The organism is Embleya sp. NBC_00896 (assembly GCF_045207785.1).
Taxonomy (GTDB): domain Bacteria; phylum Actinomycetota; class Actinomycetes; order Streptomycetales; family Streptomycetaceae; genus Embleya.
In genome coordinates this window covers 1,982,621-2,000,081 of the sequence record NZ_CP108776.1, presented here as the reverse complement: position 1 = coordinate 2,000,081, position 17,461 = coordinate 1,982,621, and the positions used below count along the sequence as shown (strand labels likewise).

At 70.2% G+C, this 17,461-nt stretch carries 16 protein-coding genes and 1 pseudogene; 13 read left to right on the top strand and 4 right to left on the bottom strand.

Features of this window, described 5'->3' with window-relative positions; genetic code table 11:
* Window positions 1-100: 100 nt before the first annotated feature.
* The 5 genes from OG928_RS08965 (at window position 101) to OG928_RS08945 (ending at window position 6,468) form a co-directional block, all read left to right on the top strand.
* The gene (locus OG928_RS08965; protein WP_406281328.1) at window positions 101-1,540 is read left to right on the top strand and encodes an amino acid permease; all 1,440 of its coding nucleotides are present in this window, start codon (window positions 101-103) and stop codon (window positions 1,538-1,540) included.
* Window positions 1,541-1,633: 93 nt separating this feature from the next.
* A complete protein-coding gene (locus OG928_RS08960; RefSeq protein ID WP_406281326.1) occupies window positions 1,634-2,860 on the top strand; it encodes an arginine deiminase in 1,227 nt (408 codons plus the stop codon).
* Window positions 2,861-3,001: 141 nt separating this feature from the next.
* Entirely contained in the window at window positions 3,002-4,003 is a 1,002-nt protein-coding gene (argF, locus tag OG928_RS08955; protein ID WP_406290865.1) for an ornithine carbamoyltransferase, read from the top strand.
* A gap of 214 nt (window positions 4,004-4,217) precedes the next feature.
* Entirely contained in the window at window positions 4,218-5,153 is a 936-nt protein-coding gene (gene arcC / locus OG928_RS08950; RefSeq protein ID WP_406281323.1) for a carbamate kinase, read from the top strand.
* A 268-nt stretch (window positions 5,154-5,421) separates the two neighbouring features.
* Window positions 5,422-6,468 carry a hypothetical protein gene (locus OG928_RS08945; protein WP_406281321.1) on the top strand — a complete coding sequence of 349 codons (1,047 nt, stop codon included), beginning with the start codon at window positions 5,422-5,424 and terminating at the stop codon, window positions 6,466-6,468.
* Between the two features lie 71 nt (window positions 6,469-6,539).
* Here OG928_RS08945 and OG928_RS08940 read toward each other — a convergent pair whose 3' ends face one another.
* Window positions 6,540-7,853 (bottom strand): TerD family protein, encoded by a 1,314-nt coding sequence (locus OG928_RS08940; RefSeq protein ID WP_406281319.1) that lies wholly within the window; start codon window positions 7,851-7,853, stop codon window positions 6,540-6,542.
* A gap of 302 nt (window positions 7,854-8,155) precedes the next feature.
* On the opposite strand from OG928_RS08940, the gene OG928_RS08935 reads away from it, so the two are divergent.
* From OG928_RS08935 to OG928_RS08915, 5 genes and pseudogenes are all read left to right on the top strand, one after another.
* Window positions 8,156-9,010, top strand: a complete 855-nt coding sequence (locus OG928_RS08935) for an ABC transporter permease (protein WP_406281317.1) — start codon at window positions 8,156-8,158, stop codon at window positions 9,008-9,010.
* Complete coding sequence (locus OG928_RS08930) at window positions 9,003-9,797, top strand: ABC transporter permease (RefSeq protein WP_406281315.1); 795 nt, start codon at window positions 9,003-9,005, stop codon at window positions 9,795-9,797. Before OG928_RS08935 ends, OG928_RS08930 begins: the two co-directional genes overlap by 8 nt.
* Window positions 9,794-10,753 (top strand): ATP-binding cassette domain-containing protein, encoded by a 960-nt coding sequence (locus OG928_RS08925; RefSeq protein ID WP_406281312.1) that lies wholly within the window; start codon window positions 9,794-9,796, stop codon window positions 10,751-10,753. The genes OG928_RS08930 and OG928_RS08925 overlap by 4 nt, the downstream gene beginning before the upstream one ends.
* 147 nt (window positions 10,754-10,900) lie before the next feature.
* A pseudogene (locus OG928_RS08920) lies at window positions 10,901-11,532 on the top strand (BCCT family transporter); the annotation flags it as partial.
* A 270-nt stretch (window positions 11,533-11,802) separates the two neighbouring features.
* Window positions 11,803-12,459, top strand: a complete 657-nt coding sequence (locus OG928_RS08915; RefSeq protein WP_406281311.1) for a class II aldolase/adducin family protein — start codon at window positions 11,803-11,805, stop codon at window positions 12,457-12,459.
* Between the two features lie 48 nt (window positions 12,460-12,507).
* Here OG928_RS08915 and OG928_RS08910 read toward each other — a convergent pair whose 3' ends face one another.
* Complete coding sequence (locus OG928_RS08910; RefSeq protein WP_406281309.1) at window positions 12,508-13,008, bottom strand: hypothetical protein; 501 nt, start codon at window positions 13,006-13,008, stop codon at window positions 12,508-12,510.
* 201 nt (window positions 13,009-13,209) lie between these two features.
* Here OG928_RS08910 and OG928_RS08905 point away from each other — a divergent pair, with 201 nt between their 5' ends.
* Together OG928_RS08905 and OG928_RS08900 are read left to right on the top strand one after the other, a co-directional pair.
* Window positions 13,210-13,587, top strand: coding sequence for a peptidase inhibitor family I36 protein (locus OG928_RS08905; RefSeq protein ID WP_406281307.1), 378 nt, complete (start codon window positions 13,210-13,212; stop codon window positions 13,585-13,587).
* A 241-nt stretch (window positions 13,588-13,828) separates the two neighbouring features.
* Window positions 13,829-14,368, top strand: coding sequence for a hypothetical protein (locus tag OG928_RS08900; RefSeq protein WP_406281305.1), 540 nt, complete (start codon window positions 13,829-13,831; stop codon window positions 14,366-14,368).
* On the opposite strand, the gene OG928_RS08895 is transcribed toward OG928_RS08900, so the two are convergent.
* Entirely contained in the window at window positions 14,330-15,835 is a 1,506-nt protein-coding gene (locus OG928_RS08895; RefSeq protein WP_406281303.1) for an MDR family MFS transporter, read from the bottom strand. The genes OG928_RS08900 and OG928_RS08895 overlap by 39 nt on opposite strands.
* A gap of 153 nt (window positions 15,836-15,988) precedes the next feature.
* Window positions 15,989-16,483, bottom strand: coding sequence for a hypothetical protein (locus OG928_RS08890; RefSeq protein WP_406281302.1), 495 nt, complete (start codon window positions 16,481-16,483; stop codon window positions 15,989-15,991).
* Between the two features lie 242 nt (window positions 16,484-16,725).
* Here OG928_RS08890 and OG928_RS08885 point away from each other — a divergent pair, with 242 nt between their 5' ends.
* Window positions 16,726-17,148, top strand: coding sequence for an ATP-binding protein (locus tag OG928_RS08885; protein ID WP_406281300.1), 423 nt, complete (start codon window positions 16,726-16,728; stop codon window positions 17,146-17,148).
* The last annotated feature ends 313 nt before the right edge of the window (window positions 17,149-17,461 follow it).

Here is a 17,461-nt window from a genome sequence, read left to right as displayed (position 1 = left end):
CTCGTCGGTGGGGGGTCGAAGGTCTCTTGCGGAGCAGGATCCGGGTGGCATGGTCCCGAGGTCTCGGGACCATGCCACCCCGACGCACGGAGAGGGACCGATGAGCGCCCCGGCGGGCCCTCGGGCCCCCGCGGCACCGCCCGTGTCCGCCCCCGCCGCGGGCGACGAACCGGCAGGCAGGCTCGGCCTCCCGCAGGCGACCGCGCTCGTGGCCGGCGGTGTGGTCGGTACGGGGATCTTCGTGCTGCCGGCCACCCTCGCCAAGTACGGCACGATCAGCGTCTTGGCCCTCGGGCTCGTGACGATCGGCGCGCTCGCGATCGCGGCGATCTTCGGCAGGCTGGGCGCGCGCGTGCCGGCGGCCGGTGGACCCTACGCCCATGCCCGCGACACGTTCGGCGAGTTCCCCGGCTTCCTGAGCGCGTGGTCGTTCTGGATCACCGCGTGGGTGGGCAACGCCGGGATCGCGGTGGCCTGGGTCGGTTACGTGAACTACTTCCTGCACTGGGACTCCGAGGTCGGCAAGATCGCGATCGCGCTCGTCGGCCTGTGGATCCCGGCCGCGATCAACCTGTCCGGCGTCGGGAACATGGGCCGATTCCAGGTCGTGACGACGGTGCTCAAGTTCGTGCCGCTGATGTTCGTGGCCGTCGTCGGGCTGTTCTTCGTCGAGGGCGGCAACTTCGGCGAGTTCAACCCGAGCGGCAAGAGCTTCCTCGGCGCGCTGCAGGTGTCCGCGGCGCTGGTGGTGTTCGCCTACTCGGGCATCGAGGCGGCGTCGGTGGCCGCCGAGAAGGTCGAGGATCCCGAGCGCAACATCGGCAGGGCCTCCCTCTACGGCACGCTCGCGTGTGCCGCCCTGTACATGCTGAGCACGATCGCCGTGATGGGCAACGTGCCGCACGGGGAACTCGTGGACTCCTCCGCACCGTTCTCCGACGCACTGAACAACATGTTCGGCGGCGTCTGGGGCGGCATCATGGCGGCGATGGCGATCGTCTCGGGCATCGGCGCGCTCAACGGCTGGATCATGCTGTGCGCGGAGATGCCGTACGCGGCGGCCGGGGACGGCATGTTCCCGAGCCGGTTCGCCGCGACCAGCAGGTCGGGCGTGCCCGCGTTCGGCATCCTGGTCGCCACGATCCTGACCTCGGTCGTGGTCGCGGTGAACCACCTCTGGTCGGAGGACGCCTTCGAGACGATCCTGCTCCTCGCGACGGTCACCACCGTCATCCCGTATCTGTTCTCCGCGTCGGCCCAGCTGTCCCGGCTGGTCACCCGCGAGCGCCCGGTCAGCCGCGGCGCGCTCGCGAAGGACCTGACCATCGCCGTCGTCGGCGTCGTGTTCGCGCTCTGGATGGTCTACGGCGCGGGCGCGGGCGCCGTGCTCGAGAGCCTGATCATGCTGCTGCTCGGCATCCCGGTCTACATCCGGCTCAAGGCCGTGCGGGGCGAGTTCGGCCCCGGCGGGAAGGAGGCCGGCGGGAAGGAGGCCGGCCACGTCGAGGTCGAGGACGTCAGGATCGACATGCGTCACTAGCGCGCCGCCCCCGAGATCCGGCAACACCACCGCGGCCCGGTCCCGACGACCGGGAGGCACACCGCAGTTCGCAACGGTCAGGAGGACCATTCCATGGGGTTCCACGTCGATTCGGAGACCGGTCGGCTCAAGCAGGTGATCCTGCACCGCCCGGATCTGGAGATGAAACGCCTGACTCCGACGAACAAGGACGATCTCCTGTTCGACGACGTGCTGTGGGTCAAGCGGGCCCGCGAGGAGCACGACGGCTTCGCGGACGCGCTGCGCGACCGGGGTATCCGTGTGCACCTGTTCACCGACCTGCTGCGCGAGACGCTCTCCGGCGAGCCGGCCGCCAAGAAGCTGGTCCTGGACAGGGTCTTCGACGAGCGCGAGTTCGGCCTGCTCGCCGTCGACGAGTTGCGTGGCCTGTTCGAGGGGTTCGACGCCAACGAGCTGACCCGCTACCTGGTCGGCGGGATCACCAAGCGCGAGGTCATGGAGTACATGCGGGAGCCGCACAGCGTCGCGTTCCACACGATGGACGTCGACGACTTCGTGCTCAAGCCGCTGCCGAACCACATCTTCACCCGGGACACCTCCTGCTGGGTGTACGACGGGGTCTCGATCAACGCGATGATGATGCCCGCGCGGCGCCGCGAGACGGTGCATTTCGAGGCGATCTACAACTACCACCCCAATTTCGCCAAGGGCGACTTCAAGGTGTGGAACCCGGGCCAGAGCAGCTTCCCCGCGACGACGGAGGGCGGCGACGTCCTGGTCATCGGACGGGGCGCGGTGCTGGTCGGGATGAGCGAGCGGACCACCCCGCAGGGCGTCGAGGCGCTCGCCCGGGCGCTGTTCAAGCAGGGCTCGGCGACGAAGGTGGTCGCGCTGAACCTGCCGAAGAAGCGCGCGTTCATGCACCTGGACACGGTCATGACCATGCTCGACGGCGAGACCTTCACCAAGTACGCGGGCATGGGCATGCTCCCGTCGTACACGATCGAGCCCGGCGAGCACGAGAACGACCTGAAGGTCAGCGACCACCCCGCCGAGGACATGCACAGGGCGATCGCGCGCTCGCTCGGGCTCTCCGACATCCGGGTGCTCACCGCGACCCAGGACGTCCGCTCGGCCGAGCGCGAGCAGTGGGACGACGGCTGCAACGTGCTCGCGGTCGAGCCCGGCGTGGTCTTCGCCTACGAGCGCAACGTCACGACGAACACGCACCTGCGCAAGAACGGCATCGAGGTCGTCACCATCCGCGGCAGCGAGCTCGGCCGCGGTCGCGGCGGACCGCGCTGCATGAGCTGCCCTGTGGAGCGCGAGGCCGTCTAACCTGGCGGTTTGTGGTTTCCGTACGTCCATTCGGGCGCTCGATCCGGTCCCGCCCGGCTCGGCCCGCTCGACCCCGCCGCGACCGGTCGACCCGTCGACCCGCCCGATCCCCTCGACCCGCTCGAAGAGAAGCCTGGAGCCATGGCCTTCAACCTGCGTCACCGAAACTTCCTCAAGGAACTGGACTTCACTCCCAAGGAGTTCAACCACCTGCTCGACCTCGCCGCGGATCTGAAGGCCGCGAAGTACGCGGGCATCGAGCAGAAGCGCCTCGTCGGCAAGAACATCGCGCTGATCTTCGAGAAGACCTCCACGCGCACCCGCTGCGCGTTCGAGGTCGCCGCGTACGACCAGGGCGCGGGCGTCACCTACCTTGACCCGGGTGGCTCGCAGATCGGCCACAAGGAGTCGATGAAGGACACCGCGCGCGTCCTCGGCCGGATGTACGACGGCATCGAGTATCGGGGCAGCAAGCAGGAGTACGTCGAGGAACTCGGCAAGTACGCGGGCGTGCCGGTGTGGAACGGCCTGACCGACGAGTGGCACCCCACCCAGATGCTCGCGGACATGCTCACCATGCGTGAGCACTCCGACAAGCCGCTGCACCAGGTGTCGTTCGCCTACCTCGGCGACGCCCGCAACAACATGGGCAACTCGCTGATGATCACCGCCGCGATGCTGGGCATGGACGTGCGCATGGTCGCGCCCAAGGAGCTGTGGAACGACCCGGAGATCGTCGACAAGGCCAAGGAGATCGCGGTCAAGACCGGCGCCCGGATCACCCACACCGCGGACGTCGCCGAGGGCGTCAAGGGCGTGGACTTCCTCTACACCGACGTGTGGGTCTCCATGGGCGAGCCCAAGGAGGTCTGGGACACCCGGATCGCCCAACTCAAGGCGTACCAGGTGAACATGGACGTGGTGAAGGCGACCGGCAACCCCAAGGTCAAGTTCATGCATTGCCTCCCGGCGTTCCACGACCGGGGCACCAAGGTCGGGCAGGACATCTACGAGAAGACCGGCATGGAGGCCCTCGAGGTCACCGACGAGGTCTTCGAGTCGGACTTCTCGATCGTCTTCGACGAGGCGGAGAACCGGCTGCACACCATCAAGGCGGTCATGGTCGCCACGCTCGGCGACTGACGGCCCGGGGAGCGCCGCGAGGCCCGGGTACCGCAGCGGTACCCGGGCCGCGCGTGGTTGGGGTGCCGCCCTGTTTATGCGTCTTGCGCATGCTTGTCATGGTCCGGATCGCCGCGATCCCGATGGGTCGCCCTTGTTCTCGATGCGAACTCGCTCTCGCTCTGGCTCTCGTTTTCGATCTCGTTCTCGATCTCGACTTGAAAGGGGACCCACCATGCGCGTCGTCGTCGCCCTCGGCGGGAACGCAATGCTTCAGCGCGGGGACAAGCCCGACGCCGACATCCAGCTCCGCAACATCCGCAAGGCCGTCAAGTCGCTGGCCCCGCTGGCGCGGGAGCACGAACTCGTGGTGACCCACGGGAACGGTCCGCAGGTCGGTGTGCTGGCGTTGCAGTCCGCGGCCGACCAGTCGCTCACCCAGCCGTACCCCTTCGACGTCCTGGGCGCGATGACGCAGGGCATGATCGGCTACTGGCTGCTCCAGTCGCTGCAGAACGCGCTGCCGGGCCGACAGGTGTGCTCGCTGATCAACCAGACCCTCGTGTCCACCGCGGACCCCGCGTTCCGGAACCCGACCAAGTTCGTCGGCCCGGTCTACGAGGAGGCCGAGGCCAAGCGGCTCGCCGAGGAGCGCGGCTGGATCGTCAAGCCGGACGGCAAGTGGTGGCGCCGGGTGGTCCCCTCGCCCAAGCCCGCGCGCGTGGTGGAGACCCGGCTGATCCGGCAACTGCTCGGCGCCGGCGCGGTCGCGGTGTGCGCCGGCGGGGGCGGCGTTCCGGTCGTGCGCAACGAACTCGGCCAGTTGACCGGCGTCGAGGCGGTCGTCGACAAGGACCTGACCGCCGCGCTGCTGGCCGAAGCCCTGGACGCCGACGTGTTGTTGCTGCTCACGGACGTGCCGCGGGTGATGCGCGGATTCGGCCGGCCCGACGCGCAGGAGATCACCAACGCGACCCCGATGCAGCTGCGTACCGAGGACTTCCCGGCCGGCTCGATGGGCCCCAAGGTCGACGCGATCTGCCGCTTCGTGGAGATGACCGGCGACATGGCGGCGATCGGCGCGCTCGACCAGGCCGGCGAGATCCTCAGGGGCAACGCGGGCACGATCGTCACGCCCAGCGGCAAGTACCCGGAGACCAGCCTGCTCTGATCGCGTTTCGGGGGCTCGGCTCGGCCCGAGCCCGCTTCGGCCCCGCCTGGCCCGGCCCGGCGCCGGCCTCGCGCCGACCCTGCACGGCCGGGCCGCGGCGGGGCCGCGAGCGGGTTCCGTGCCGGCTCCGGCCGGGCTCTGATCCGGCGTCAAAAGACCTGCCTCCTCGGCGGATCCGCCCCGAACGCGGGTCCGCCGACGATCTTTTCGGGCGCGGATCGGCAAAGGGTCTGGCCCGATCGGCCCGAATCCTGTGACCATGGCGAGCATGGCCGTCTCCGTGATGCCTGCCGCCGACACACTCGCCCGAACGCTGCTCGCCGCCCGGGGGGCCGAGTGGGGGGACTGGTCCGTCGAAGCCCTGGAGGAGACCGCCGGACGGCTCGGCTGGGAGGTCCGAGTCGTCGAGGGCGGGCGCCTGGCGATCGAGACCGGCATACCCGGTCTGCTGTGCCGAGGGGATCCCGCCGAACGCGCCGAGGGCGCACCGTGCGTGCGCTTCACCGCGTCGCTGCCGGTGCGCGTCGATCCGCCGCCACCACCGCCGCCCGGCCTGCACAACCCGCCCGCGCCCGGCCAGTACACCTACGGCGGCGGCGCCTGGGGCACGGTGCCCTACGTGCGCGACCGCGGCCGCGAGTTGGACGCCGCGCACACCCGGCTCGGCGCCGCGCTGACCGCGACGCTCGGGCCCGCGCCGTGGCGTGGTGGTCCCGCCGCGTGGCTGCGCTGGCGATCGCGGCGGATCACCCTGCGACTGTCCCGTGACGACGCGAACGAGGCGCTCGTCATGGAGCTGTTCCCCACCCGCGCGGGCGAGGCGTTCGAGCGGCGCGGCTTCGAGAGCGCGGGCTCGCTCGCCGAGCTGCCCTACATCTGGTGCGTCAGCCGCCCCGACATGAGCCTGGCCGAGCTGTTCCTGCCGTTCGGCCCCGACCCGCGCGACTGGGCCGACTTCCGCACCGCGCTGCCGCGCGTCCTGTCCTCGCTGGTCGTGGACATGCCGCTGGTCGGCTGGGTCGAACCGGTCCTGCTCGTCCTGGGCGACGTCGCCGAGCCCGCGCACACCGCCGAGATCCGGGTCGGACAGGACCGCCTCGAACTGGGCAACGTGCCGGGCAACGGGCGCCAGGTGTGGCTGCGCCCCGGCGCCGAGCACGCCGCGGCGGCGGCCGAGTCGATCCTGGAGGCGTTCGCGTTCTGGGGCATCGACACCGCCCGCCGGCTGCGGACGCGCGCGTGGACCTCGGGCGGCTACGTCGACCTGCCCGGCATCGGGGTGCGGCCCGAGGGGACCCACCCCGACGACCTGTGACGTGCGGCGGGCGGCCCCGGTGGGTCGAGCGAATCGGGCACCGACCCCGTGCGCCCACCGGTCCCCGCGGTTCAGTCCTTCGTGCCCGCCCGCCACCGCAGACCCCACGAGTACGCCTGGTCGACCTTCTCCTGGTTGCCCTTGATGTAGCGCACCTCGCGCTGGATGGTCAGGTCGCCGCCCTGGTTCTGCACGAGCGCGACCGCGCACGAACGCGCCGCGCCGCCGGTCTCGTCGAGCCGGATCTCCAGCTCGGGCCCGGTCGCCGGGGTCAGCGTCACGACCGCCTGCGCGTCGTCGAACGTCACGCCCTTGTAGATGAACGCGAAGATCAGCAGGCGCTTGAAGCTGCTCTTGTGGTCGAGGTTGATGTACAGGTTCTCGCCGGCGGTGTTCGCGCCCGTGCGGTCGTCGCCGTCCAGGAACACGTACGGCGGCGAGTCCGCCGAACCGAACATGTTGCCGAGCGCCTGCACGATGCCCTTGCTGCCGTCGTTCAGCTCCCACAGACAGCACAGGTCCAGGTCGGTCGGACCCATCAGCCGCTTGAGCATGCCGCGCCCCGGAGCGGCCTGGACCCAGTTGAGGTTGACCCGCATGCGACTGCCGGTGATGCCCTCCTTGCCGAGGGAGACCTTCGGCGCCGACTTGGTCAACGTGACCTTGCCCAACCGCACGGGCGGGCGGTTCGCGGCGGGTTGCTGCGCGGTTGCGGACGGTTGCGGGGCCGCGGGGCGGCTCACCGGTTCGGGCTTGCGGACGTTCAGCCGCGGCGGCGGGGCCTGCTGCTGCGTCGGGGCCGGCGGAGCGGGCGCCTGCACGCGCGCGGGAGGAGCCTGCGGGGTGGGCGGTGGCGGGGCCGACACCGAGATGCCGAAGTCGGTCGCGAGGCCCTCGAGCCCCGTCGAGTAGCCCTGCCCGATCGCGCGGAACTTCCAGGCCCCGCCCCGGCGGTACAACTCGCCCGCCAGCATCGCGGTCTCCACGGTCGCGTCCGCGATGTCGAACCGGACCAGGTCCACCTCGGCCGCCGGATCGCTCACCAACAGGTGCAGGTCACGAATGCCCGCGAAGGTGCCGCTGTGCGCCGACGCCGCCAGCACCACGCGGTCCACGCTCGCCGGGATCGCGCCCAGATCGATCGCCAGCGCGTCCCGCGACCACGCCCCCTCCTCCTTGCCGACGTGCCCGACCGCGCCGGAGGGATGGGTCGGCTGGTTGTAGAACACGAAGTCGGCGTCGCCCGAGACCCGACCCGACGTGCCCAACAACAGTGCCGACGCGTCCAGGCCGGGCGTACCCGGCCCCGGGCGCCAGACGAAGACCGCACGCACCTTCGTTGCGGTAACCGGCGTGTTCTGTCCCTTGCCCAACTGCTGCACCATGCGCACGATCGTCACACGAGTGGGCCGATCGATTCATCCTTTGCGGCGAAAAAATCGGGTGCCCACTCGTACGGGTCAGCAAAACGGGATGAAAGCAACCCGTAGGTCCGCTACTCTTGCTCGCCTTGCCCGGGGTGTTGCGGGCCAGGGCCGGCGTTCGACACGCATCAGGCCCGGCGCAACGAAACCAAGAGTGAGCATCCCCCACACCTCCTCGCGAGGTCACTTCGGTATGCCCGGAACGGCGTGCCCCGGCCGGTCCCATTCGGCCCCCGTGCGCCCCCGGGGAAAGGGATTTCACCATGTCGTCCGCTTCCGCACGTCCGATACCGGCCGACCGGCCGCCGGACCCGGCCGCCCGGCTGCGCCGCTTCGGCGCGCTGTTCGGTGCCGGCTTCCGGCGCTGGGCCACCTACCGGCAGGCCGCCATCGCCGGACTGTTCACCAACACCGTCTTCGGTGTGATGATCTACTCGCTCATGGTCGCGCTGGCCGCCGACGGCCGGCGCCCCGGCGGCTACGACGCCGCACAGCTGGCGACCTATGTCTGGGTCGGGCAGGGCATCCTCAGCGTCGTTCACGTGTGGTCGTGGAACGAACTCGCCGACCGCGTCCGCAGCGGCGAGGTGACCTCCGACCTGTTGCGTCCCATCGACCCCTTCGAGGCGTTCCTGGCCGCCGACCTCGGCCGGGCCGCGTACGCGGTGCTCGCCCGGATGCTCGTACCGGTCCTCACCGGCGCCCTGTTCTTCACCATGTACGTCCCGCAACGCCCGTACACCCTCCCGCTGTTCGCGCTCTCGCTGCTGCTCGGCACGGTGCTCAGCTTCGCGCTGCGCTACCTCGTCAACCTCGGCGCCTTCTGGCTGCTCGACGCGCGCGGCCTGGGCGCGCTGTGGATGCTCGCGTCCGGCATCTTCGCCGGCACCTTCTTCCCGCTGCGCTTCCTGCCCGACTGGGCCCAGGCGCTGTTGTGGTTCGGCACGCCGTTCCCGGGCCTGTACCAGATCCCGCTCGACGTCCTGGTCGAACGCCCGGGCCCCGCCCAGCAGATCGGCAGCGTCGTGCTCCAGCTGGCCTGGGTTGCGGTGCTGGTCCCCGTGGTGCTGCGGGTGCAGCGGGCGGCGACCGACAAGCTGGTGATCCAGGGTGGTTGAGGCGTACGCCCGCCTGCTGCGGGCCCAGATCCACAGCCAGACCCAGTACCGGTTGTCGTTCGGCGTGGACGTCGCGACCGCCGCGCTGAGCACGCTGGTGGAGGCGGTGGTGGTGTTCGTGCTGTTCCGGGTCACGCCGACGGTCGGCGGGTTCGGACTGCGCGAGGTGCTGCTGATGTCCGCCCTCGCGATGTTCGCGTTCGACCTCGCGGACCTGCTCGTCGGCAACGTCGAACGGCTCTCGTTCTACGTCCGCAAGGGCCTGCTCGACACGGTCCTGGTCCGCCCGCTCGGGGCGCTGCCGCAACTGCTCGTCACCGACTTCGCGTTGCGCCGGATCGGGCGGGTCGCGCAGTCGGGGGTGCTGCTGGTGGCCGTGCTCGTGTACGCGGACCTCGACTGGACGCCCGCCCGCGCCCTCATGCTCGTGCTCACGCCGATCGCCGGCTGCGCGCTGTTCATGGCGGTGTTCGTCCTCGGCGCGTGCGTCGCGTTCTGGTTCGTCGAGTCCGGCGAGATCGCGAACGCGTTCACCTACGGCGGCAAGGAGTTCGCGCGCTATCCGGCGACGATCTACCCGGGGTTGCTGCGCCGGGTGTTCGGCTACGGCTTCGGGCTCGCCCTGGTCGCCTACCAACCCGCGCTGTTCCTGACCGGACACGCGGATCCGCTCGGCGGGCCCGGTTGGCTCGCATGGCTGTCCCCGCTCGTCGCCGCGTTCGCGTGGATGATCGCGCTGCTCGTGTGGCGGACGGGGATCCGGCATTACAGGAGTACCGGATCATGACCGAACCGATGATCGAGGTCCGGGACCTGCGCAAGGAGTTCACCGTCAAGCGCAAGGTCGGCCGGATCCGCCGGGAGTCCCGGACCGTGGCCGCGGTGGACGGCGTCGACCTGAGCGTCGCGCGCGGCGAGACGGTCGGCTACATCGGGCCCAACGGCGCGGGAAAGTCGACGACGCTCAAGATGATGACGGGCATCCTGACCCCGACCTCGGGGCACGTGCGTGTCTGCGGCCTGGAGCCGGTGCCCCGGCGGCGCCGGCTCGCGCGCCGGATCGGCGTGGTCTTCGGGCAGCGCTCGCAACTGTGGTGGGACCTGCCGCTGCGCGAGTCGTTCCGCCTGCTCGCCTTCGTGTACTCGGTGCCGCGCGACGAGCACGAGGCGCGCCTCAAGCAGTGCCGGGCACTGCTGGAACTCGACGAGTTCATGGACACGCCGGTGCGCCAACTCTCGCTCGGACAGCGGATGCGCGGCGAGATCACCGCGGCCCTCCTGCACGGGCCCGACGTGCTGTTCCTGGACGAGCCGACGATCGGCCTGGACGTGGTCAGCAAGCAGTCGCTGCGCGCGTTCCTGGCCGAGATCGGCGCCCGCGGCGACGTGACGACCGTGCTCACCACGCACGACCTCGCCGACATCGAGCACCTGTGCCGGCGGCTGATCGTGATCGACCACGGTCACGTCGTGCACGACGGGACGCTGGAGGAACTGCACGCGCGCTACGGATCGCGCCGGCGGGTGGTGGTCGACCTGGACGAGCCGCGCCCCATCGAGGTGCGTACGCCGGGGGTCGAGGTCGAGCGGGTCGAGGCCGACGGCAGACGGGTGACGTTCACCCTCGACGGGGTGCCCGCAGGCGAGTTGATCGCCGAGATCGCGCGCGACGGCGGCTTGCGGGACGTGTCGGTGCGCGAGCCGACCATCGAGGAGGTGGTGGCGCGGCTGTATCGGGGGTGAGAGGCGGATCCGCCCGGGGTGCGCCGGGGGAGGGGCCGGCCACGGCGCTTCCGCCGGCGGGCCCGACGGGGCGCGGGGCTGCGACAAAGGAGTGACGCCCGGGCGCGATCCGGCGCGCCCGTCCCTGCCGATTCGTGAGACCGCACGATGGCGTGTGGCATCCGAGCGGACGAAAAGGACGATTCAGTGAACGGATCGAGCCGAGACGCCGCCGCCGCGCCCCGTGTGGACCCGACCGTCGCCGGGATCGGCTTCGCGGCCGTGCTCGCGGTCGTGCTCTGGGGCGTGTTCGCCAAGGGTTCGCTCGACACCGCGGCGTCGACCGGCCTCGACTGGACGATCCGCAACTTCGGTTGGCTGTTCGTCATCGCCGCGGACATCTTCCTCGTGCTCGCGGTGTTCATCGCGGTGTCCAAGTACGGGCGGATCCGGCTCGGTGAGGACGACGACGAACCGGAGTTCGGCACGGTTGCGTGGGTCGCGATGATGTTCAGCGCGGGTATGGGCATCGGGTTGATGTTCTACGCCGTGGCCGAACCCATCCAGCACTACGCGGAGCCGCCGCCGACCTCGGGCGTGGCCGCCCGACCCCGGCGGCCGGCGCGGCGCTCGAATGCACGCTGTTCCACTGGACGCTGCACCCGTGGGCGATCTACGCGATCGCAGGCCTCGCGCTCGCGTACGCGACCTTTCGACGCGGTCGCGGCAACCGGGTCAGTGCCGCGTTCGTACCGCTTCTGGGCCGGCACGCGGACGGCGCCGCGGGACAGGCGATCGACGCTGAAGGACCTGAACAGCGATCCGATGGTGGCGGCGAGCCCGCGGCGAATGCGGCCGCGCGGGCTGTCGGACGCGGTCCGCGCGACCGTGGGCGACGAGGACGACAGCGTCGACGCGAAGACGTTCCACCGCCACCACGGTGGGATCTGAGCCCGGCGCGGTGACGATGCTCGACGTCTGATTGAATCCGCTGACCGAGTGCGCCCCGTGGGGCCGCATGTCGAGTCGGTCCCTCGAACCCTTCGGTCGCACTCGTTCGTCGGCCGCTCATGGTCGGATCCCGCCGGGAGGCCGCGGTGTTGTTGGAGGACGAGCGTCGGGAACTGTGCGCGTTCGGGCGGCGGATCGTCGAGGGCGGGCTCGTCGTCGGGGCGTCGGGCAATCTGAGCGCGCGCAGCGGGTCGCTCGTCGCGGTCACCCCCTCGGGCGCTCCGCTGGAACGGATCACACCCGACGACTGCGTGGTCGTGGACCTCGCCGGCGCGGTCGTGGAGGGTGCGCGCAAGCCGTCCTCCGAGACGCCGATGCACCTCGCGCTGTACGAGAGCGACCCGGCCGCGGGGGCCGTCGTGCACACGCACGCGGTCTTCGGCGCGGTCGTGGCGACGACGCTGCCGGTGCTGCCGGCGATCCACTACAACGTGCTGCTGCTCGGCGGCCACGACGTGCGCGTCGCGCCGTACGCGACCTATGGGACGCCGGAGTTGGCGGCCTCGGTGCGGGCCGCGCTCGCGGGCGGCCGCAGCGGGGCGCTGCTGGCCAACCACGGCGGGGTGACGCTGGGCCGCGACCTGACCGAGGCGTACGACCGCACGCGGATCCTGGAGTGGCTGTGCGAGGTGTACGTGCGCGCGCTGGGAGTGGGGACGCCGAACGTTCTGACCGCCGCCGAACTGGCGGCGGTCGAACGGCGGATGGCCTACTGAGTCACGCGCCGCCCCGCCTCGCGGGCGAAGCGGTGCGCGTGCCTCGGGTCAGCGCTTGACGTCGATCACGATGCGGCTCGGATTGGTCAGGACCGACGTGACGACCTCGGTCACGTTGCTCTTGTAGCCGACGCCGACCTTGAGCTTGCCCTCGAAGTCGCACGTGACGGCGTACCCGGTGAGCGAGGGCATGTTGGTCCTGACGTAGCGCGGACCGGTGTAGGTCGGGTTGCCGTTTTCGTCGTGGGCGGCGCTCGCGATGTCCAGCTCGACGTACTCGGCGCTCTTGGGGAAGGTGATCGGCTTCCCGCTCGCGCACTGCGTGAGTTCGCTCGTGCCGGTGACCCCGTACCCGGGGACGCCGCCGGAGAAGTCGAGGACCACGCGGTCGTAGGTCGCGTGCTGTCCGGTGCGGATGTTGGTGAGGTAGGTGGTGCCCGCGGCCTGGGCGGTCCCGGACAACACGGTGGTCGCGGCGATGCCGGCGACGGCGGCGATGCCGAGTGCGGAGCGGACGAGACGGCGACGAGGGGTGGAAACAACAGCCATGACAGCCTCCGGGTGAGCCGATACCTACTGTGACGAGACGTTTCGTAGTCCGGTTCCGAAATATGCGGGATTTGCGCGTAGTGCACTCTTTGGAGCTAATCCGGTCCTGTTCGAGTGCGCTTCGACGCATTGCGCGCAATCGTTGACTCACGTCGGAACCGGGGCGTGGATTCGACGAACGGGGAATGTCCGATGAGTCACATGCGACGTCGTTTTGTCTGCGCGCTGGCCGTGGCCACGAGTCTGCTCACCACCGCGGCGGCGCCGAGCGCGTTCGCCGGCCCGGCAGCCGCGGCCTCGTGCGCGCCGGGGCAGGTGTGCTTCTGGGGCGCGCCGGGGTTCGAGGGCCCGCCGGTCGCCACCTTCGAGTTGGCGAACGCCGACGTCGAGCAGTGTGTGTCGCTGCCCGAAGGCGTCGACGCGCTGTCGTTCGCGAACCGCATGGATCGCTACGTGACCATGTATCAGAGCCGGGAATGCGCCACCGTGGGCGACTTCAGCACGTATCCGGGCGACGGCGTCTACGTGCCGGTGGTGCCCTATGCGGTACGGGCCTTCCAGATCTGGGAGAAGCCCTGACGGCCGACGGCCACCGCCGGGCGGCCGCATAGCCGAAGAAGTCGAGGGACGCGGCGATCCGATCGATCGCCGCGTCCGGGCGCCCGGCGGCAGCGCGAAGGCGGTTGTGGCGGCCCCGGACCCGAGAATGCGCGCCATTGTCGCCCCGGCGCCGCGGTTCCCACTCGTTCATGCGACACGGTGTCCCTCGTTCGAGTGATCGCAGGGCGCGACGACAGCACACTCCGCTTCCATACATCGCATGACGACGATGACGTTGACCGCCGCCGAACAGATCCGGACCCCTGCGCGAGAGGTCGACCCGCGACCGGAACTGGAGGCCGCGGTCGACGCGGCCCTGGAGCGCCTGATGCTCGCCGGGTCCGCGCGAGCGACGTCCGTCGCGCCGCGCCGCACCGCGATCGAGGCGCGCGCGGCCACCGAGACGGAGGCGTGGGTGCACTGGTGGCGGCGCTTCGAACCGGCGCGGGAACGGCGTGACCTCCCCGCGATACGCGGGATGATCCTCGGCCTGATGGCCGGCTACGGCCTCGCCCGACTCATCCAGGGCGTTCCCGAGCGCAGCCTCACCCGCCGCGTCTGCGACGTCGTGGGCGTCCTGCACCGACTGAGCGGGCAGGGCGAGCACGACCTGGTCACCGACCTCGCGGCGCTCGCACTGCGCCGTCTGGAGACCGACGAGGGGCTCGCGACCAACCCGAACCACTGGGCCTGGGACGCCGCAGAAGACCTGCGAGACCTGTCAGTTCGCTCCGGACAGCTTGTGCTCGGTGCCGGCTGATCCCGCCGTGACCTGCTCCGGCCCGCGCCGCAACGGGATCTCACGCAGCATCAGGGCCAGCACGAAGCCGATCACCGCGATCGGGACGGCGGCGAGGAACACCGCGTCGAGCGAGTCCGCGAATCCGGTCAGCACCGCGTCGCGCTGCGCCGTCGGCAACGCGTCTATCGCCTCCCGGGTCACCCCCATGCCCGCCTCGCCCCCTGTGCCCGATCCCGCCCCGCCGGACAGTCCGTGCGCGAACACCGCGCCGAGCACGGCGGCACCCAGCGCCGACCCGATCGAGCGCGCGAACGAGTTCAGGCCGGTGGCCACGCCGATGTCCGTCTGCTCGACCGAGTTCTGGACCGCGAGCGTGGTGACCGGCCCGATCGTGCCGAGCCCGAAGCCCAGCACCATGAGCCCGATCAGCAGATGCCAGTACGGGCTGTCGGTCCCCAGCAGCGACAGCACCACGAGCCCCGCCGCCGCGAGCAGCGTGCCGATCAGGGGGAAGCGCTTGTACCTGCCGATCCGCGAGATCAGCCGGCCCGACAGGGTCGAGCACACCATCATCGAGAGCATCATCGGCGCCAGCAACAGGCCCGACTCGGTGGGCCCGTGACCGCGCACGATCTGCTGATAGAGCGGCAGGAACGTGCTCATCCCCACAGTCAGACACCCGGTGACCATGGTCAGCGGACACGCGACCCGCACGATCGTGTTGCGCGAGAGCAGCCGCAGCGGGATCAACGGGTCGGCCGCACGCCGCTCCACCAGCACGAACCCCACGAGCGCGACGAACGCGGTCGCGGCCAGACCCAGGCTCGGCCCGGAGACCCACGCGTACTGCGTCCCGCCCCAACTCGTGAACAGGATCAGCGCACTGGTCCCGCAGGTGAGCAGGGCGAGTCCGGATCCGTCGAACGGGTGCTTGGGGTTGGTCTTGCGTGGCAACTTGAGGACGACGGACGTGACCATCAGCGCCACCGCGCCGAGCGGGATGTTCACGTAGAACACCCATCGCCACGACAGCGCCTCGGTGAAGAAGCCGCCGATCAGCGGCCCGCACACGGTCGAGAACGCGACCGTGGACGCGATGAATCCCTGGTAGCGACCGCGGTCGGCGGGCGGTACGAGATCGCCGATGATGGCCTGCGCGTTGCTCATCAGCCCGCCGGCGCCGAGCCCCTGGATCGCCCGGAAGGCGATCAGGGTCCCCATCGACTGCGCGGTTCCGCACAGCATGGAGCCCGCGAGGAACAGCACGATCGCGAATTGGAAGAGCCGCTTGCGGCCGTGGACGTCGCCGAGCTTTCCGTACAGCGGGATCGAGACGGCCGTGGCGAGGGTGTACGCCGTGGTCACCCAGGCCAGGTGTTCGAGCCCGCCGAGGTCGGCAACGATCGTCGGCATCGCCGTCGAGACGATGGTCTGGTCGAGCGAGGCCAGCATGACGCCGAGCATCAACCCGCAGAAGACCAACATGATCTGGCGGTGCGTCAGAGTGGGTGGGGCGGCGGAACCCGCCCCCGAATCCTTCACATCGCTAAAAGCTAGGCTTGGTAATGAACCATGTCAATGATCATCGGTGCCGCCGACGTGTCGCCGGCCTCGCCACGATGTCCTTCCCCGACACTCCTACGCGGCGCCGCTGCGCAGTTGCGCCAGCACGCCGTCCACACCCTCGCTGCGCAGGCGCTCGACCACGCGCACGCCGTCCAGGCGGGTCTTCATGTCCTGCGGGGTCAGTCCCCGTTCCAGGCACGTGGCCGCGAGCTTGTACTCCGTCGGCAGGATGCCTGCGGTCAGCCAGGCCAACACCTGGGCCGCCGTCAGATCCAGTTGCGTCCAACTCGTCGCCATCGCGTGCCGCTGTTCGGGCGTCGTCCGCGGGTCGATCTGCTTGATCACGCGACCGATGTCGAGCACCCGCGTGGCGTCCCGATTGGGAGCCACGGCAGGCGCCGGGGCAGGAATCACCGCGCGCGGCACCGACTGCGCCTGGCGGCGCTGCTGCGGCGGTTGGTGTTGTCGATTGGACCGAGCCGGCGTCTCCGAGCTGCGCCGACGAGGCCGTCGGCCGTCGAGAAGGTTGGCCAGCATGGCCTGTTCGACGGCATCGAGATCTTCCACCACAGGTAGTCACCCTTCTGGAATCCGCACCGTGCACAATCCGGTCATTCGCTCAGGAATGCCGTTGTTCGGCGCTCGCGATCACACGCCGGGAGGGACGTGGACTGCGATGGTCTTGCCCATGTCGACCTTCGCTCACACACGCGACCGATCATCGAATCGTAGCGATATGACGAATGGTCAACCGTGCGCCCGCAAGCGCGCCGGTCAGTACGCTGAGGCGCGGCGCCGAAAGGGGTGACATGGGAACGGGATACGAGCGATCCTGCTGGTTCACCCTGCCCGCCCAACCGGCCTCCGTCTCCCAGGCGCGACGGGCCCTCGCGGACCATCTGACCTACTGGGGTCTGCCCTACGGGCACGACTTGGGCTACGCCCTCAAGCTGGTCGCCTCCGAACTGATCACCAACTCGGTCGAACACGCCGCCGTGTTGTCGCCGGAGGTATCGGTCACGTGCACCGTGCACGACGGCTGGCTGTGGTTGGGGGTGCGCGACCGTCACCCCTACCGTCCGGTCGCGCTGCTGGAGACGGTCGACGACACATCCGGCCGCGGCCTGCTGATCGTGCGCAACATCGTCACCGAACTGGGTGGCCAGATCCACATCGAGGCGCACCCGGACGGCAAGACCCTGTGGGTGATCCTGCCGTGGCCGGTGGCCTGACGTTCCCACCCGCTTCGTGTCGTCCCCGAAGACCCGAGACATCCGAGGGGTCGGTCGGGGGCTGAATCGCCCCCCATGGGTAAGAGACTTGTACGTCGTCCCACATCTGTTCGACCTCCCGCCGCACACGGCCGCCGGCGTCCTCACGAGGGTGCGCGAGGGCCGGGATGATTTTCCCGGCGTCGCCATCGTGATCGTCGTCATCGCGTCGCCGGCGCAACGATTGCGCTTGCGGCGGCGGAGGACACCATCGGCGGTACGACTGCGTGAACCACCCCGCTCCGGGTTCCTGATGTCGCTCTTACCGGGCCGT

Excerpts from the sequence above, each read along its gene's own strand:
- OG928_RS08965 (WP_406281328.1), top strand. The coding sequence starts at position 101 with ATGAGCGCCCCGGCGGGCCCTCGGGCCCCCGCGGCACCGCCCGTGTCC.
- argF (WP_406290865.1), top strand. The coding sequence starts at position 3,002 with ATGGCCTTCAACCTGCGTCACCGAAACTTCCTCAAGGAACTGGACTTC.
- OG928_RS08910 (WP_406281309.1), bottom strand. The coding sequence starts at position 13,008 with ATGGCTGTTGTTTCCACCCCTCGTCGCCGTCTCGTCCGCTCCGCACTC.
- OG928_RS08925 (WP_406281312.1), top strand. The coding sequence starts at position 9,794 with ATGACCGAACCGATGATCGAGGTCCGGGACCTGCGCAAGGAGTTCACC.
- OG928_RS08945 (WP_406281321.1), top strand. The coding sequence starts at position 5,422 with ATGGCCGTCTCCGTGATGCCTGCCGCCGACACACTCGCCCGAACGCTG.
- arcC (WP_406281323.1), top strand. The coding sequence starts at position 4,218 with ATGCGCGTCGTCGTCGCCCTCGGCGGGAACGCAATGCTTCAGCGCGGG.
- OG928_RS08915 (WP_406281311.1), top strand. The coding sequence starts at position 11,803 with ATGGTCGGATCCCGCCGGGAGGCCGCGGTGTTGTTGGAGGACGAGCGT.
- OG928_RS08885 (WP_406281300.1), top strand. The coding sequence starts at position 16,726 with ATGGGAACGGGATACGAGCGATCCTGCTGGTTCACCCTGCCCGCCCAA.
- OG928_RS08960 (WP_406281326.1), top strand. The coding sequence starts at position 1,634 with ATGGGGTTCCACGTCGATTCGGAGACCGGTCGGCTCAAGCAGGTGATC.
- OG928_RS08905 (WP_406281307.1), top strand. The coding sequence starts at position 13,210 with ATGCGACGTCGTTTTGTCTGCGCGCTGGCCGTGGCCACGAGTCTGCTC.
- OG928_RS08935 (WP_406281317.1), top strand. The coding sequence starts at position 8,156 with ATGTCGTCCGCTTCCGCACGTCCGATACCGGCCGACCGGCCGCCGGAC.
- OG928_RS08900 (WP_406281305.1), top strand. The coding sequence starts at position 13,829 with ATGACGACGATGACGTTGACCGCCGCCGAACAGATCCGGACCCCTGCG.
- OG928_RS08940 (WP_406281319.1), bottom strand. The coding sequence starts at position 7,853 with ATGGTGCAGCAGTTGGGCAAGGGACAGAACACGCCGGTTACCGCAACG.
- OG928_RS08895 (WP_406281303.1), bottom strand. The coding sequence starts at position 15,835 with ATGTTGGTCTTCTGCGGGTTGATGCTCGGCGTCATGCTGGCCTCGCTC.